The organism is Actinoplanes cyaneus (assembly GCF_016862095.1).
Lineage (GTDB): Bacteria > Actinomycetota > Actinomycetes > Mycobacteriales > Micromonosporaceae > Actinoplanes > Actinoplanes cyaneus.
The window spans coordinates 207,205-223,440 of record NZ_BOMH01000028.1 but is presented as its reverse complement, the minus strand read 5'-3'; the positions used below and the strand labels follow the sequence as shown (position 1 = coordinate 223,440).

General features: G+C 72.6%; 12 protein-coding genes and 1 pseudogene. 8 read left to right on the top strand and 5 right to left on the bottom strand.

The genetic code is table 11. The features are described 5' to 3' along the window. Positions 1-2 precede the first annotated feature (2 nt). The 3 genes from Acy02nite_RS18900 to Acy02nite_RS18890 all read left to right on the top strand — a co-directional run bounded on the left by Acy02nite_RS18900 (position 3) and on the right by Acy02nite_RS18890 (position 2,690). The gene (locus Acy02nite_RS18900; RefSeq protein ID WP_203742296.1) at positions 3-743 is read left to right on the top strand and encodes an ABC transporter permease; all 741 of its coding nucleotides are present in this window, start codon (positions 3-5) and stop codon (positions 741-743) included. A gap of 70 nt (positions 744-813) precedes the next feature. Beyond that, positions 814-2,061: a sensor histidine kinase gene (locus tag Acy02nite_RS18895; protein ID WP_203742294.1), complete on the top strand. Its 1,248-nt coding sequence runs from the start codon at positions 814-816 to the stop codon at positions 2,059-2,061. Next, positions 2,058-2,690 carry a response regulator gene (locus Acy02nite_RS18890; RefSeq protein ID WP_203742292.1) on the top strand — a complete coding sequence of 211 codons (633 nt, stop codon included), beginning with the start codon at positions 2,058-2,060 and terminating at the stop codon, positions 2,688-2,690. The genes Acy02nite_RS18895 and Acy02nite_RS18890 overlap by 4 nt, the downstream gene beginning before the upstream one ends. Here the strand turns inward: Acy02nite_RS18890 and Acy02nite_RS18885 are convergent. Beyond that, a complete protein-coding gene (locus tag Acy02nite_RS18885) occupies positions 2,673-5,480 on the bottom strand; it encodes an NACHT domain-containing protein (RefSeq protein ID WP_203742291.1) in 2,808 nt (935 codons plus the stop codon). The genes Acy02nite_RS18890 and Acy02nite_RS18885 overlap by 18 nt on opposite strands. 117 nt (positions 5,481-5,597) lie before the next feature. On the opposite strand from Acy02nite_RS18885, the gene Acy02nite_RS18880 reads away from it, so the two are divergent. Together Acy02nite_RS18880 and Acy02nite_RS18875 are read left to right on the top strand one after the other, a co-directional pair. After that, the gene (locus Acy02nite_RS18880) at positions 5,598-6,458 is read left to right on the top strand and encodes an AraC family transcriptional regulator (RefSeq protein ID WP_203742290.1); all 861 of its coding nucleotides are present in this window, start codon (positions 5,598-5,600) and stop codon (positions 6,456-6,458) included. Continuing rightward, entirely contained in the window at positions 6,451-6,864 is a 414-nt protein-coding gene (locus Acy02nite_RS18875) for a VOC family protein (RefSeq protein ID WP_203742289.1), read from the top strand. The genes Acy02nite_RS18880 and Acy02nite_RS18875 overlap by 8 nt, the downstream gene beginning before the upstream one ends. 161 nt (positions 6,865-7,025) lie before the next feature. On the opposite strand, the gene Acy02nite_RS18870 is transcribed toward Acy02nite_RS18875, so the two are convergent. Continuing rightward, positions 7,026-7,529 (bottom strand): hypothetical protein, encoded by a 504-nt coding sequence (locus Acy02nite_RS18870; RefSeq protein WP_203742288.1) that lies wholly within the window; start codon positions 7,527-7,529, stop codon positions 7,026-7,028. 286 nt (positions 7,530-7,815) lie between these two features. Further along, positions 7,816-8,865 carry a class I SAM-dependent methyltransferase gene (locus Acy02nite_RS18865; protein ID WP_203742287.1) on the bottom strand — a complete coding sequence of 350 codons (1,050 nt, stop codon included), beginning with the start codon at positions 8,863-8,865 and terminating at the stop codon, positions 7,816-7,818. 96 nt (positions 8,866-8,961) lie between these two features. On the opposite strand from Acy02nite_RS18865, the gene Acy02nite_RS18860 reads away from it, so the two are divergent. Both Acy02nite_RS18860 and Acy02nite_RS18855 read left to right on the top strand, forming a co-directional pair. Next, the gene (locus tag Acy02nite_RS18860) at positions 8,962-11,502 is read left to right on the top strand and encodes an ATP-binding protein (RefSeq protein WP_239174990.1); all 2,541 of its coding nucleotides are present in this window, start codon (positions 8,962-8,964) and stop codon (positions 11,500-11,502) included. A gap of 57 nt (positions 11,503-11,559) precedes the next feature. Next, entirely contained in the window at positions 11,560-12,183 is a 624-nt protein-coding gene (locus Acy02nite_RS18855) for an MBL fold metallo-hydrolase (protein WP_239174989.1), read from the top strand. 122 nt (positions 12,184-12,305) lie between these two features. Here Acy02nite_RS18855 and Acy02nite_RS18850 read toward each other — a convergent pair whose 3' ends face one another. Both Acy02nite_RS18850 and Acy02nite_RS18845 read right to left on the bottom strand, forming a co-directional pair. Then, entirely contained in the window at positions 12,306-13,943 is a 1,638-nt protein-coding gene (locus tag Acy02nite_RS18850) for a RecQ family ATP-dependent DNA helicase (protein ID WP_203742286.1), read from the bottom strand. Between the two features lie 18 nt (positions 13,944-13,961). Further along, the gene (locus tag Acy02nite_RS18845; RefSeq protein ID WP_203742285.1) at positions 13,962-14,108 is read right to left on the bottom strand and encodes a hypothetical protein; all 147 of its coding nucleotides are present in this window, start codon (positions 14,106-14,108) and stop codon (positions 13,962-13,964) included. Between the two features lie 140 nt (positions 14,109-14,248). Here Acy02nite_RS18845 and Acy02nite_RS18840 point away from each other — a divergent pair. Further along, positions 14,249-15,508, top strand: a pseudogene (locus tag Acy02nite_RS18840) (glycoside hydrolase family 3 protein); the annotation flags it as partial. Positions 15,509-16,236: the final 728 nt, after the last annotated feature.

Below are 16,236 nucleotides of genomic sequence, written 5' to 3'. Positions count from 1 at the left end.
CCATGACCATCTTCGCCAAGCTCACGCGTACCGAGATCAAGCTCTTCCTCCGCGAGCCGGTCGGCGCCTTCTTCTCACTGCTGTTCCCGACGATCCTGGTCGCCATCCTGGGCAGCATCAAGGTCTTCCGCGATCCGTCGCCGGAGCTGAACGGCCTGCGCACGATCGACGTCTACGTCGGCATCGCGGTCGCCCTGTCCCTGGCCATGATCGGTCTGCAGGTCCTGCCGATGGTGCTGGCCACCTACCGCGAACGGGGTGTCCTGCGCCGCATCGCCACCACCCCGGTCCGGCCGATCACCCTGCTCGCCGCGCAGTTGACGGCGTCGGTGCTGATAGCGCTGGTGTCCTCGGCGCTGTGCATCACGGTCGGGTACGCCGTCTACGACGTGCCGCTCGCCGAGAACTTCCCCGGCTTCGTGCTGGCCTTCCTGCTCTGCGCCCTCGGGGTGTTCGCGATCGGGCTGCTGATCGCCGCGCTGGTTCCCACCGGCAAGGCCGGCAACGCCGTCGGCACGCTGCTGTTCTTCCCGTCGATGTTCTTCGCCGGGCTGTGGACGCCGCGCGAGTTCATGCCCGACTGGGTGCAGCGGATCGGCGACTTCACCCCGATGGGTGCCGGCGAGCGGGCCCTGCACGACGCGATGAGCGGGACCTGGCCGAACTGGCTCTCCGCCGTCGTCCTGCTCGGCTACCTGATCCTCTTCGGACTCGGGGCCGCGCGTCTCTTCCGCTGGACCTGACCGGACTCCGGGCCGCGCGTTCCTTCCGCTGGACCTGACAGACTGGACGGACGCAGAAGGGGGAGCGTCGATGCAAGAGAGCATCCGGACCGAGTGGAACACGCAGAAACTCACCGCGGTCTCGTTCGCTCTGCTGGCCGCCGCGACCGTGCTCGCCTGGATCGCCCAGGGCTCCGGGCTGAACCAGGAGCGGATGCCCACGACCCTGGTCGTGGTCGCGCTCAGCATGCTCTGGGTCCTGACGTTCCGCCTCCTGCCGATCGCGTTCTACCGCCGGTGGCCGTCGGCAGTGCTCTTCGCGTTCCTGATCCTGCTGAGCGCGGCACTGGTCTGGTGCAGCCCGCTCTTCGGGTTCTTCGTCTGGACCGGCTACCTCTACACCGTCTACGCGCTGCCGGGCTGGTGGCAGGTGGTCGGCGCGGGGTTCGTCGCGGTGACCACCGCGGCGTCCCAGTCCGGCGGCTGGGTGAGCCTGCAATCCACCGGCGGAATGGTCCTCTTCGGCGTCCTGTTCCTGCTCAACGCGGGCATCTCGGCCACCATGACGGTGCTGGAAGGCCGGAAGATGGACAACGCCGTGAGACGTGACCAGACGATCGACGGCCTGGCCGAGGCGAACGCGAAGCTCGAGGAGGCGCTCAAGGAGAACGCCGGCCTGCACGCCCAGCTGCTCGTCCAGGCCCACGAGGCCGGCGTGCTCGACGAGCGGCAACGGATGGCCGGCGAGATCCACGACGTGCTGGCGCAGGGCCTGACCGGCATCGTCACCCAGCTCGAAGCGGCCGAGGCGCACCCCGGTGAGCGCGAACGGCACCTGACCGCGGCGAAACGCCTCGCCCGGGAGAGCCTCGCCGAAGCACGCCGCTCGGTGCAGGCGCTGCGCCCGCAGCAGCTCGACGGCGCCGGCCTGCCCGCCGCGCTCGGCGAGGTGGTGGAGACCTGGTCCGGCCTGCACGGGGTCAGGGCGGACCTCGTCCTCACCGGCACGGCACGGCGACTGCTTCCCGAGATCGAGACGACCCTTCTGCGTACGGCGCAGGAGGCCCTCGCCAACGTCGCACGGCACGCCAACGCGGGACGGGTCGGGCTGACCCTGTCGTACATGGAGGATCTGGTGACCCTGGACGTGCGCGACGACGGCGACGGCTTCGAGCCGGAACAGCCGCGGGAGGTCACCGAGAACGGCGGGTTCGGGCTGAGGGCGATGCGGGAGCGGCTGGCCCGGATCGCCGGGACGCTCGCGGTGGAGTCCGAGCCGGGCAACGGGACCGCGCTGTCGGCCTGCGTGCCGGCAATCGCGATCGGTGGTGCGGCGTGATCGGGCTGCTGATCGTCGACGATCATCCGGTCGTCCGGGACGGGCTGCGGGGCATGTTCGCCGGCGACGACCGGTTCACCGTGCTCGGCGAGGCCGGCGACGGGCGGGAGGCGCTCGCCGTGGCCGCGTCGGTGAACCCCGACGTGATCCTGATGGACCTGCGGATGCCGGTGATGGACGGGGTGAGCACGATCCGGTCGCTCAAGGAGAGCGGGTCGGCGGCCCGAATCCTGGTCCTGACCACGTACGACACCGACAGTGACGTGCTCCCGGCGATCAAGGCGGGAGCGACCGGTTACCTGCTCAAGGACGCGCCCCGCGAGGAGCTGTTCCGGGCGGTCGTGGCCGCCGACCGCGGCGAGTCGGTGCTGTCACCCGCGGTCGCGGGACGGCTGATGGGGCGGCTGCGGGCCCCCGCCCCCGACAAGGAACCGCTCAGCCAGCGGGAGCTCGAGGTGCTGACACTGATCGCTCGCGGCTGCAGCAACCGGGAGACGGCCGGGAAACTGTTCATCAGTGAGGCCACCGTGAAGACGCACCTGCTGCACGCGTACGCGAAACTGGGGGTCAGGGACCGCGCGGCGGCAGTGGCCGCGGCCTTCGAGCGGGGACTACTCGGCCGGGACTGACCGCTCGGTGATCAGCCGGGCGATCTCGTCGAGCGTCGTCTGGCTCGGCTCCACCCGGCAACCGTCCGGGTCCAGCGTCCGTAGCTGCTCGACGGCGGTGGCCGAGGCCGTGAACTGACCCCGGCGCAGGCCGCGCACCAGGAAGAACAGGCCGCGGTCGGTGCGCAGGCCGGTGAGCAGGGCGCGCATGCCGGCGGCGTCCAGCGTGCCGGCCTCGGCGATCCGCCGCCGGTCCCGGCGGGCACGCACCCGGGTGGTGGACTCCTGCGCCGCCCAGGCGACGCCGACGGACAGGATGACGATGGCCATCATCCGCAGGGACTGACGTTCGATCGACTCCGCCGAGACCACGGAATACCAGGTGGAGAGGCCCATGCAGATCAGCAGCGGGATCAGCGTGACGGCCGCCCGCCTCGGCTCCCGCCGCATCCAGCCGACGTTGTCCCGCCAGTCGCTCAGCTCCCGGAGCCACCGGGCCGCCCAGACCACCGGCGCGGCCACGAACCCGGGCAGCGGCAGCGGGCGCGGGCCGGCGGCCACCGCCAGGTAGGTGTGGAAACACAGCGCCAGATAGCCGTAGCCCAGACCGGGGAGCAGGCGCCAGCCGCAGAACGCCGTGACCATCGTGCCCAGCGTCCACACCCGCACCACCGTCGCGGCCACTGCCACCGCCTCCAGCACGTCACGCCACGAGCGCCAGCGGCCGGCCACAGACTCTGCCGCGGACATGCTGACGGCCAGGCACGGGACGAGAACGCCGAGCAGAGCCACCGCCCCGGCGCCCGCCGCGATGATCGGCAGCCGCCACGTCGGGGTGCCGGTGACCAGCACGAACACGACGAACAGCGCCACCACCGCGGCGTCCAGGACCGGAGCGCCCAGCAGCACCGCGATCAATTGGGTGAACGGGCGCGGATCGCGCAGCCGCCGGATCCCGGCCAGGACCGCGTGCCGGTCACGCCACAACCGTCCCCGGCCGGCCCGGCCGATCAGCACCCCGCGGACCTGCCGGGCCAGCGACGGCGGCATCACCCGCAGCCGGCCGACCTGGGCCAGCGCAGACTCCTGCAGGAGCAGGCTCGGGCTGCCGGCCGCGTGGTCCAGCAACTCGTCGCGGTCCGCGTCGGGGGCCGGCATCACGTTCTCGATCGCCCACACCTGGTCGGCGCGGGAGCCGCTCTCGTACGCCCGCCTGAGCAACCGGCCGATCCGCGCGCGCACCCGTGGATCGAGCCGGGTCACCGAATCCTCGTCCAGACCCGCATTGAGCAGCGACAACAGGTGCAGCGCGCCGGTGGGCCAGGTGAACCGGCGGGCCCGCGAGCGAGCCGGGACGACCTCGCGCAGCAGACGTTGCGCCACCTCGAGGAGACCGGCGTCCGGCCGGGTCTGCAGCAGCGTCACCGCCGTCTCCCGCCACTGCCCGGCGGTGAGCAGTCGCTCGGCCGGCACCGAGCCGTCCTCCTGCAGCACCCGGGCCGTGGCGAAGAACTCCTGGAAGCGGCGATGCGCGAAGCTGAACACGGTCCCGCCCGAGGCGAGCTTGACGAAGGCGAGCGCGTCCAGACCGGCCCGCAGGTCCGGCTGCGGGCCGAACCGCCGGACGACCGCTGCCGTCAACTCCTCGTACGACGGGGACAGGCCGAGACCGGGCGACTCCGCCATGCAGAACGCGGCCGTCTCCGCCGCGGACCGCAGCGCGTCCGGGTTCAGGCCGAACCGTCGCAGGACCCGCTCCCGATCCCGGTGCAGCCGGCCGGCGACGAAATCGGAGAACACCTCGTGCGAGGTCCGGGGCAACGCGTCGTTGCGGACCATGTAGTCGGTGAGCAGGCTCAGCAGCAGCGGGTTGTCGGAGAACGGTCCCAGCGTGCTCTCCGTCGAGGTGATGCCGCCGAGCAGCAGCCCCTCCTGTGCCGGGGTGAGCCCGGCCAGCCGGATCAGCCGGCGCTTCTGCCGGGCGGTCAGCCGCAGGACGGTGAAGCGCGGCCAGTCGAACCGTCGCGGGCCGCGGAACTCGCGGGAGGCGACGATGCCCCGGCAGGCGCTCATGGTGTGCAGGAAGGAGTGGATCGCGTCGGCGTACTCCTCCACCATCGGCTCCACCTCGGTGGCGGTCAGGATGTCCGGGATCTCGTCGAACGAGTCGAAGAGGAACAACCAGGTGCCGTCGCGCATGCCGGCGTCCAGCTCGGTGGCGAGGAACTCGGCCACCCCCTCGCTGCGGGACCGGTTCAGCGACGCCAGGACGAACCGCCGGATGGTGGTCGCGTCGACCGGTTCGTCCCCGGCCCGGCGCAGCTCCTTCAGATTCAGGTAGAGCGGGACGACCCCGCGATGCTCGCGCAGCGCCAGGTGCCGCAGCGCGACGGACTTCCCGGCCCCCGGCTCACCCTGCAGCAGGATCAGGCGGTCCCGGCTGCGCCGCAGCGCGCGGGTCAGCGACCGCACCCGGCGTGGCCCGCGACGACCGCTCGTGACCTCCAGTTCCGCCCGCAACTCGGCGAACCGCTCGTCCCGCCAGTTCTCCCTCGCGCTGATCCGGGTGACCTCGGCGGCCAGCGCACCGGCGAAGAGGCGGCGCTGACGCGCCAGATCGGGAGACGGCCGATGGCGTACGCGATCGATCAGCACCGCCGCCACGAACAGCACCGCCAGGACCGCCCAGAGGCGCGGCAGCCACGAGGCCGGCGTGCTCATCGCATTGGTGATCAGGTTGCCGACCAGGGCGAGCGCGATGGTCACGGACGCCGCCGCCAGCGCCCGTGACAGCGAAGGCCGGTTCTCCATCCCACCCCCGTTCGGCCGTCCACGCCGGACATCGAGGATGGTAATCGAGAAGGCCTACCCGGCCGGATCCTCCGATGGCTTGACTCTGTCCCTGGGGGAGGGTGCAGCCTTGGTTCCATGGTGCTTGACCAGACTGTGCTGGATCAATACGTGCAAGGCAGGCCGGCTTCCCCGTTGCGTGGGCACGTGGCGTTCTACTCCGGCTATCGGCAGCGCGGTGTGCCGCCGGGGCGGCATCGGGGCCTGCCGTCGCCCTACCTGACGCTGATCTTCACGATGGACGAGCCGCTGGTGATCGCCGAGCACCCGGACCGGCGGCAGGCGCCGGGCACGTTCGGCGCGCTGCTCGGCGGGCTGCACCGCAGGCCGGCGACCATCACCCACGACGGGCGCCAGTCCGGGGTGCAGGTCGCCCTGCATCCGCTGGGCTGCCGGGCGCTTCTCGGCCTGCCCGCCGGTGAGCTGGCCGACCTCGACGTGGACCCGGCGGCGATCCTCGGCGAGGGGTTCGTCGCCGAGGTGCGGGAGCGCTTGTGCACGGCGCCGGACTGGCCGGCCCGGTTCGCCATCCTCGACACCGTGCTGGCCGGGCTGCTCGGGGCGGCGCCGGCCCCGGCCGGGCTGGAACGTGTCGCCCACGTCTGGGGCCGGCTCCACCGTGGGGGCGCCTCGATCGGCGACCTCGCCGGGGAGGTCGGCTGGAGCGCGCGTCACCTCACCGACCGCTTCCGGGCCGAGCTGGGCCTGCGGCCGAAGGAAGCGGCCCGGATCGTCCGGTTCGACCGGGCCCGCCGCGCGCTGCGGCCCGGGGTCCGGCTGGCCGACCTCGCCGCCGAGCAGGGCTATGCCGACCAGTCCCATTTCGTGCGGGACTTCCAGGCGTTCGCCGGGTGTGCCCCGTCCCGGTGGTTGTCCGACGAGTTCGGTTTCGTCCAAGCGGCCGCGGCCGCCGACGCCCACGATGAGGTGCATGACTGATCAGAAGACAGCACCACCTCCGCAGGTGTGGCCCACGCTGCAGGCGCACGACGCACGCTCGCTGATCCGCTTCCTGGTGGAGGCGTTCGGTTTCGAGGAGACGGTCGTCTACGGCGAGGGTGACCGGGTCGACCACTGCCAGCTCGACTGGCCGCTGGGCGGCGGGACCATGCTCGGCTCCGCGGCGAACCGGGGCCCGGATGATCCATGCTCGCTGCAACCGGGCACCTTCGGGGCCTACGTCGTGACCGACGAGCCGGACAAGCTGGCCGAGCGGGCGCGGGCGGCCGGGGCGAGGATCGTCAGGGAGCCGTTCGACACGGATTACGGCTCGCGTGACTTCGCGGCGCGCGACCCGGAGGGCAACCTCTGGTCGTTCGGCACCTACCGCGGCGCCCCGCGCTGACCGGCTCGTTCCGTCGCGCCGGGCCTGGCCTGTGGTCCTGGCCAGTTCTGTCGTGCCGGGCCTGGCCTGTGGTGCCGGCCCGTTCCGTCGCGCCGGCCCTGGCCTGTGGTGGTGCGGGCTTGCTGTGGTGGCCCGGGCCGGAGCGCCCGGGCCACCCGTGATCAGGCAGCCAGCGCGCTGGCCAGGTGGTCACGGAACGTGCGCTCGTCCTCGGTGACGGCCTCGCCGCCGATGCCGAGCAGGCCACCGCTGGAGGCGGCGCCGACAACCGCGTCGGCCACCTCCAGCAGCCAGTGGCGGTAGGTCTCGGCGTCGGCGACCGAAGCCTTCGACGCGAGCAGGCCGGCGGCCTCGGTCGCGCGACCCAGCACGTCCTTCGAGTAGGCAGCGGGGTCCGCCGGTTCGATGACCGGCGGCTCCTCGCCCAGCTCCGGGTCGCCGGCCTCGGCCACGGCGGCCGTGGCGACCGCAGTGACCAGGGTGCTCGCCGAGGCGCGGGCGTCGGAGATGCGGCTCAGCCCGGCCGCACTCTCCGCCCGGGTCTTGCGGGCACTGTCATGGGTGGCGGCGCTTGCCGCCGTGAGCACCGCGTGCGGAAGGCCGACCAGCAGCCCCCATTCGGCGTCGGTGAAGCCCAGCCGGGCGTAGAGCGGTTCGTCCGTCACTCGGGGTTTCCTTTCGCATCCGTCGGCGGCCGACAGCGCATTCTTACGCACCGGCGGACCGCTCCGGTCCTCACCACCCCTCTACCCGATCATGTCGTTGCTCACCCCAGGCCTGTGTTAAGTCCGCGTTGCGGTTCCGGGACCGGTCGGCTGCGCGGTGACGGCCCGCCGGCTGGTTCCCACGGTGGTCGTTCGTGCCTCCTGACCACCGTGAGAACCAGCCTGCGAGCCGCGGCCGCGCCGCTGCCGTGCCCACCCGCGGGCTGGGAAGATCGGCCGCCGGGCCTCAGGGGCGGGCCTCGTAGACGATGTTGAACGGTGTCTCGGCCGCCCGCCGGAACCGGGTGAAGCCGGCGTCCGCCGTCAGCCGCCGGATCGGCTCCTCGCCCGCCTGCGCGCCCAGCGAATACCCGCCCTCCTGCGACAACGCGCTGGGCACGCACAGGAACGCGGAGAACGAGTAGTAGACCCGCCCCACCGGGTTGAGGTTCGCCGACACCGAGTCCCCCGCGGCCGGCTCCACGATCATCCACGTGCCGTCCGGCGTGAGCTGCGACCGCACGTGCCGGGCAGCGCCGAGCGGGTCGCCCATGTCGTGCAGCGCGTCGAACGTCGTGACCAGGTCGTACGGCCCGCCCGAGAACTCCTGGGCACCGGCGACGGCGAACCGTGCGCGCGATTCCAGCCCGGCGTTCCCGGCCCGCTTGCGCGCCTGCTCGATCGAGCCGGCGTGCGGGTCGGATCCGGTGAAGACGGACGCCGGGTACGCGCCGGCCATCAGCACCGTGGACGCCCCGTGCCCGCAGCCGATGTCCGCGACCCGCGCGCCCGCCTGCAGCCGGGAGACCACTCCGTCGAGGGACGGCAGCCACGACGAGATCAGGTTGGCGCTGTACCCGGGCCGGAAGAACCGCTCGCAGCCACTGAACACGTCCTGGTCGTGCTCGTGCCAGCCGAGCCCGTCCCCGGACCGGAACGCCGCCTCGATCCGCTCCCGCGACTGCAACGCGCCGAGCGCGAGCTGGAACGCCCCGGGCGCGAAGATCGGCCCGTCCGGGTCGGTCAGCGCGAACGCCTGCTCCTCGGTCAGCGAGTACCGGCCGCTCTCCGGGTCGTATTCGACGTACCCGCCGGCGGCCTGCCCCCGCAGCCACTCCTCGACGTAGCGTGGCGCCGTCCCGGTCCGCTCGGCGAGTTCCTCGGGCAGCGACGGCCCGGCGGTCAGCCCGCGGTAGAGGCCCAGCCGGTCCCCGAGGACGACCCCGCCGGCGCCGATCGTGGCGCCCAGGTCTCCGACGAACTTGTGCACGAACTCCATCAGCTTGTTCTCATCCATGCCCCTGTTTCTACTGACGTGCCCGACCGGGCGAATCCGTGTCGGCTACCTACCTTGACGAGCCGATTCACCTAGTTCAGCTCCTAGACTCCGCAGATGGCGCTGCTGGAGCGTGACCACGAGCTGGCCGAGCTGGCCACCGCCGCCCGCGCGGCGCGGGCCGGGCACGGCTCGGTCGTCCTGGTCACCGGCGAGGCCGGGATCGGCAAGTCCAGCGTGGTGGAGGCGGCCCGTGCGGTGCTGCCGGCCGAGGGGCGGCTGCTCACCGGCTGGTGCGACGACCTGGCCACGCCCCGGGTGCTGGGCCCGCTGCGCGATCTGACCGGCCGGGTCGGCACGGCGCTGACCGACGCGCTCGCCGCCGGTGACCGCGGCCGGGTGCTGGAGGCGCTCCGGGCCGAGCTGGACTGGCCGGGTCACCCCACGGTCCTGGTCGTCGAGGATGTGCACTGGGCCGACGACGCGACCCTGGACGTGCTGCTCTTCCTGGTACGCCGGATCGCCGCGCTCCCGGTCGTGCTGGTGCTGACGTACCGCGACGACGAGGTGGCCGCCGGGCATCCGTTGCACCAGGTGCTCGCCCGGGCCGCGCCGGTGCGCCGCCTGCCGCTGGCCCGGCTCTCCGCCGACGCCGTACGCGCCCTGGCGGGGTCCGGTGCCCTTGATCCTGACCGGATCTTCGAGGTGACCGACGGTAACCCGTTCTTCGTCACGGAGGTGCTCGGCGCGGGTGATGCCGAGGCGGTTCCGGCGACCGTCACCGAGGCGGTGCACGCCCGCCTCCAGGCCTTGGACGAGCCGTGCCGTGCCGCTCTGGGGACGCTCGCCGTGGTGCCGCACGCGGTGGAGCGCTGGCTGGTCGAGGCGGTCGTGCCGGGGGGACTGGGCACGCTGGCCGAGGCCGAGCGCCGGGGGATGCTCAGCGTGACGCCGAGGCGGGTCGCGTTCCGTCACGAGCTGATGCGCCGGGCGGTCGGGGCGGCCCTCACGGCGTACGAGAAGATCGTGGCGAATCAGACGGTGGTGAGCGCCCTCCGGGATCGTGGTGGCGTCGATCTGTCCCGGCTGGTGCATCACGCGGCCGAGGCGGGCGACGACGAGCTGATCATCCGGTGGGCGCCGCTCGCGGCGGCCGAGGCGGCCCGGGCCGGGGCTCATCGCGAGGCCGCGGCGCACTACCGGCTGGCGCTGGAGCACGCCGGGAGGTTCGCCCCGGCGGCGAGGGCCGACCTGTTCGAGGGGTACGCCGAGGAGCTGTACCTGCTGGGCGACGCGTCCCGGGCGGTGCACGCGCAGCGGGCGGCCCTGGCGCTGCGCCGGGCCCTGGACGACCCGGCGCGGCTCGGGCTCGCGTTGCGGCGCCTGTCCCGCCTGCACTGGTGGGCCGGCGAGCGACCACACGCCGAGCGGTGCGCGACCGAGGCGGTGTCGGTGCTGGCGGCCGCCGGTGATCCGGGAGCGCTCGCCTTCGGGCTCAGCAACCAGTCCCAGCTGTACGTCCTCAACGGCCAGGCCCACGAGGCGATCGACGTCGGTGAGCGCGCGATCGCTCTCGCCCGATCGTCCGGCGCGGCCGGCGTGCTGTCCCACGCGCTGAACAACGTCGGGTTCGCGCGCTGGGAGGCCGGCCAGGACGAGGCCGGTCACGCGCTGCTCACGGAGAGCCTGGCGGTCGCGCTGGCGGCGGGCGAGACCGATCACGTGTGCCGCGCGTACACGAATCTTGCCTGGCTGATGGTCGACTACCTGCGCCTCGACGAGGCGGACGAGGTGCTGACCGCGGCGATCGACTTCGCGGAGCGCAGCGAGGTGCTCGGGTTCTTGCGCTATCTGCACGTCGGCCGTGGCCGCCTGCACCTGGCCCGCGCCCAGTGGGCGGACGCCGAGCGCGAGGCCGGCTGGGCGCTGGGCGCGCCGCCGAACATGCGCTGCCCCGCCCTGGTCGTGCAGGGGCTGTGCCGGGTGCGGACCGGCCGCCCGGGCGGCGAGGAGTTGATCGCCGAGGCGTGGGAAATCGCGCTGGGGATCGGTGAGGCGCAGCGGATCGGCCCGGCCGGGGCGGCCCTGGCCGAGGCCGCCTGGCTGCGCGGATCCCCGGCGGACGACTCGTGGCGGCGGGCCTATCGCCCGGTCTTCCGCGAGGAGGGCTTCGGTTACTGGCTGCGACGCCTCGGCGTGCCGGTCGAACTCCCCGAGAAGTCCCACTTCTACGGCCTGCAACTGCGCGGCTCGGCGCGCGAGGCGTCGTCGCGATGGGCCGGGGCCGGTTTCCGGTACGAGTCGGCGCTCGCCCTCGGTCACAGCGACGACCCCGCCGATCTGCTCACCGCGATCGCCGCCCTGGACGCGATGGGCGCCGCCCCGCTGGCCCGCCGGTTCCGGCACCGGCTGCGGGAGCGTGGCGTGACCAGGATCCCGCGCGGTCCACGCGCTGCCACCCGTGACAACCCGGCCGGGCTCACCGGTCGCCAGCTGGAGGTGCTGCGCCTGCTCGCCGCCGGCCGGAGCAACCCGGAGATCGCGGCCGAGCTGGTCCTCTCCGTCCGGACCGTCGACGCGCACGTGGCGGCGGTGCTGTCCAAACTCGGGGTCCGCACCCGCAAGGACGCCGTCGTCCGTTACCGCGGCGGCTCTTGAGAGAGCGCAAGGACGCCCTCGTCCGTTACCGCGGCGGCTCTTGAGAGACTGTCCGGTGTGCGCGAAGTGGTCGACGGAGTCTTCGAGCTCCGCCTCGGAATCGTCAACGTCCACCTGATCGTCACCGACGACGGGGTGGTCCTGGTCGACACCGGCCTGCCCGGCCAGGCCGCGGCGATCGAGCGGGCGGCGCGCCCCCTCGGCGAGCTGCGGGCGATCCTGCTCACCCACGCCCACCCGGATCACGCCGGCAGCGCCGCGGCCCTGCGGACGCGCACCGGCGCCCGCCTGATCGCGCACGCGGCCGAGGCGCCGTTCCTGACCGGGCACTTCCAGCCCGCCGAGCCGGAAGGACGGCTGCGCAAGTTCCTCTTCCGGCGGCTCGCCAAGGTCGAGCCCACCAAGATCGACCAGCTGGCGGGGGACGGTGCCGAACCGCTGCCCGGCCTCACCGCGATCCACACGCCCGGGCACACCCGCGGCCACCTGTCGTTCCTGCTCGACCGCGCCGGCGGCGTCCTGTTCACCGGCGACGCGGCGACCAGCAAGAACGGTCAGGTCACCGGCGCCGTGCAAGAGCTCGCCGGGCGCGACTTCGACCACGCCGTCTTCGGCCACGGCCCCGCCATCTCCGGCGACGCCGCCGCCCGCTTCCGGGAAGCCGCACCCCGCCCCGAGTGAGCGCAGGCCGCACCCCCGGGCCGGAATGACGTCGGGCCGCACCCCGGCCGCCTGAGCCCGGGCCGTGATCAGGCCGGTCCGGGCGCGGGCCGGGGTCAGGCCGGTCCTGGCGCGGGCCGGGGTCAGGCCGGGGTGAGCAGGTTCTGGTTCACGACCACGGGCACCGACAGCGTCTTGTACCCGACGGTGTCGAAGAGGACCGTCATCTTCTCCTCCTCGTAGCCCATCACCATCCCGGTGCCCCACTCGGCGTGGCTCACCTTGCTGTGGATCGGGAACGGGCCCTCCTCCTCGACCGCGTTCACCTCCTCCGCGCTGCCGTCGGCGCAGTTGTCGCAGTGCCCGCACATCCGCCGGATCTCCTCGCCGAAGTACGCCAGCAGCGTCTCGGTCCGGCACTGCCGGCTCTCGGCGAACCCGCGCATCATGTCGGTGCGCGACTTGATCACGGCCTGCTGGCGTTCGAACTCGGCGACCGCGGCCGTTGCGGCCTTCGCCGGGAGGGGCGCGCCGGTCGGTGCACTGATCTTGCTGCCTTTTCCGGTACGGGCGGCGCCCACCTGTTCCAGCAGCGCCAGGTACTGCCCGATGCGGCGCGGGCCGAGCCCGGTCTTCTCGGCCAGCGCCGTCTTGGTCGCCGGTCCCTTGTGCAGCACCTTGGCGAGTTCCCGCAGCTCGGTCTCGTCGGGCCCGCCGCCGTTGAAGAAGCGCTGGATCGCCTCGTCCTCGGCGCGCCACAGCAGCAGCACGCGCCCCGGCTCCCCGTCGCGCCCGGCCCGGCCGATCTCCTGGAAGTAGCTGTCCGGCGAGTCGGGCAGCGCCATGTGCGCCACCCAGCGGATGTTCGCCTTGTCGATGCCCATGCCGAACGCCGACGTGGCCACCATGATGTCGACCTTGTCGTTGATGAAGTCCTCGTGGCGCTGCTCACGCAGGCCGCCGGCCATCCCACCGTGGTAGAACTCGGCCGGATAACCCGCCTGGGTCAGCTTCTCGGCCAGTTCCTCGGCGGCCCGCCGGGTGGCGACGTAGACGATGCCCGGCCGCTGCCCCTCGTCGAGCAGCGTGGTCAGCCGCCGCCACCGGTACGCCTCGTCGGGGCAGTGCGTCACCTCGATGAACAGGTTCTTCCGGTCCAGCCCGGACACGTGGATCTCGGGGTTGCGCAGCTGCAACCGGTTGATGATGTCCTCGCGGACCGGCGGTGACGCGGTCGCGGTCAGCGCCAGCACCGGCGGCCGGCCCAACTCCTTGATCATGTCGCCGAGCGCCAGGAAGTCCGGCCGGAAATCCGGTCCCCACGCCGAGATGCAGTGCGCCTCGTCGATCGCGACCAGACCCGGCTTGAGCGCCTTGACCTCGGCGAGCCGTTCCGGGTTGGCGAGCTGCTCGGGCGTGATGAAGAGGAACTCCGCCTTGCCGGAGCGCAACTCCTCGATCGCCTCCTGCTGCTCGCGCGGCGTCTCGGCGGAGCTGACCCGGACCGCCCGGATCTTGGGGTCGGCACGCTCGTTGAGCGCGGCGATCTGGTCCTGCTGGAGGGCGAGCAGCGGGGAGATGACCACTGTCGGGCCGGGGAGCAGCACCGCCGGGATCTGGTAGATCGCCGACTTGCCGGCGCCGGTCGGCAGCACGACGAGCGCGTCCTTGCGGCGCAGCACGGCGCGCATCGGCTTGAACTGGCCGGGGCGCAGGGACGGCCATCCGAAGTGGGTGCGGGCCACCTTGCGCAGGCGGGGCCCGTAGATAGGGAGTTTCATCGGGCCGCCTGTGTACCCCTATTTGCCGCCGAACATGCGACGTATGGCCCAGAGCAGGAAGAGCAGGCCGAGCGCGACGCCGAGCAGCTTGACGGCGTGCACCTCGGACCAGTCGACGGTGCTTTCCGCAAGAGGGGTGGCTTCCGCGAGGAGGGTGGACGGCACGTCGCCACTCTAACGGCTATCGGCCACGGCTAATAGAAAGGTTTGTTGACTAAATGCGGCGGGTGGTGTGACCATAGGTCCCCGGACGGAAGAGAACGTTCACATAGACGTTTGTATATACATTCGGAGGTACGGGGGCCATGTCGAAGCACGGCGAATTGCCGGAACTTGCCGCCGCGGTTCTACAACCCGGATTCGTCGGGACGACCGCGCCGGACTGGATCCGCCGCCGGCTCGCCGAAGGGCTCGGCGGGGTCGCGCTCTTCGCCCGCAACGTCGAATCGCCCGCCCAGGTCGCCGCGCTCACCGCCCAGCTGCGCGCCGAACGGCCCGACGTGATCGTGGCCATCGACGAGGAAGCCGGCGACGTCACCCGGTTCGAGTCGCGCGACGGCAGCTCCCGCCCCGGCAACCTGGCACTCGGCGCGATCGACGACCCGCTGCTGACCGAAGCTGTCGCCCGCGACCTCGGCTGCGAACTGGCCGCGGCCGGCATCACCCTCGACTACGCGCCCGACGCCGACGTCAACAACAACCCCGACAACCCGGTCATCGGCGTACGGGCATTCGGGGCCGAACCGCACCTGGTGGCGCGCCACGCCGCCGCCTTCGTGCGGGGCCTGCAGACCTACGGCGTGGCCGCCTGCGCCAAGCACTTCCCCGGCCACGGCGACACCGCGGTCGACTCGCACCACGACGTGCCGCTGATCGACCGTACCGCCGAAGAACTGGCAGCCAACGAGCTCGTGCCGTTCCGAGCCGCGATCGCGGCCGGCGCCAAGGTCGTGATGACCGGCCACCTGCTCGTCCCCGCCTACGACAACGACCTGCCCGCGACGCTGAGCCCGCGCATCCTCACCGGACTCCTGCGCGACGAGCTCGGCTTCGACGGGCTCATCGTCACCGACGGCATCGAGATGCAGGGCGTACGCCGCCGCTTCGGTCTCGCCGGCGCCACCGTCCGCGCCCTCGCCGCCGGCGTCGACGCGATCTGCGTGGGCGGCGACCACGCCGACGAGGAGACCGCGCTCCACCTGCGCGACGCGATCGTGGCCGCCGTCCTCTCCGGCGAACTGCCCGAGGCGCGGCTGCGCGACGCCGTGGCGCGGGTGCGCGCGCTCGGGGCGTGGACCACCCGTACGCAGAAGGAAGCCGGAGTGGTCCGCGGCCCGCAACCCGCCTCGGAGATCGGCTTCAATGCGGCCCGGCGCGCGGTGCGGGTCACCCGCGCCGAGAGCGGTCCCGAACTGCCCGTCGCCGGAGTGCCGCACGTCGTCGAGTTCGCCCCGCCGCGCAACATCGCGATCGGCGAGGAGACGCCGTGGGGGATCGGGGCGCCGCTCGCCGCACTGCTCCCCGGCACCACCGCCATCCGCCTCTCCGCCGACGACCACCCCACCAGCACCCTCTCCCTCACCGCCCTCCTCCCCACCAGCGGCTTGTCCAACGGCAGCCTGTCCAACGGTCATTCGTCCGCCGACGGCTTGTCCGCCGACGGCTTGTCCGGCGGTGGTTTGCCCGCGGACGGCCTGCCCGCAGACGGCCTGGCTGTCGACGGCCTGTCCAACGGTGATTTGTCCGCGGACGGCCTGTCCAACCGTGGCCTTTCCGCGGGTGACCTTTCCGCCGATGGTCTGGCGGGCCCGGCCGACGCGGCGAGCCTTGTCCTGGCCGGGGCGGCAGGTCGCCCGCTGATCCTGGTGGTCCGCGACGTGCACCGGCACCGCTGGATCGCGGACATCCTGGATGTCGTCCTGGAGACCCGGCCGGACGCGATCGTGGTCGAAATGGGCATCCCGGTCAAGGTCCTCGGCGGCGTCCACGTGGCGACCTTCGGCGCGACGCGCGCGTGCGGCCAGGCCGCAGCCGAGCTGATCGCCGGCGCCAACATCCCCGAGCCCGTAGCCGCCTGACCCACCCCTGACCGCCAGCCCGATCCCGCCAGTCGGCGCTGACCATCAGAATCCATCTCCAACACACCCCTCAGCACCAGCCCGTTCTCCCCAGCTGGTGCTGACGGTTGTGATCCGTCTCCAACGCAGCCCTCAGTGCCAGCTCGTTGTCGCCGGCTGGTGCTGGCGGTTGTGTTCCGTCTCTGACGCAGCCCTCAGCACCAGCTCGTCGTTGC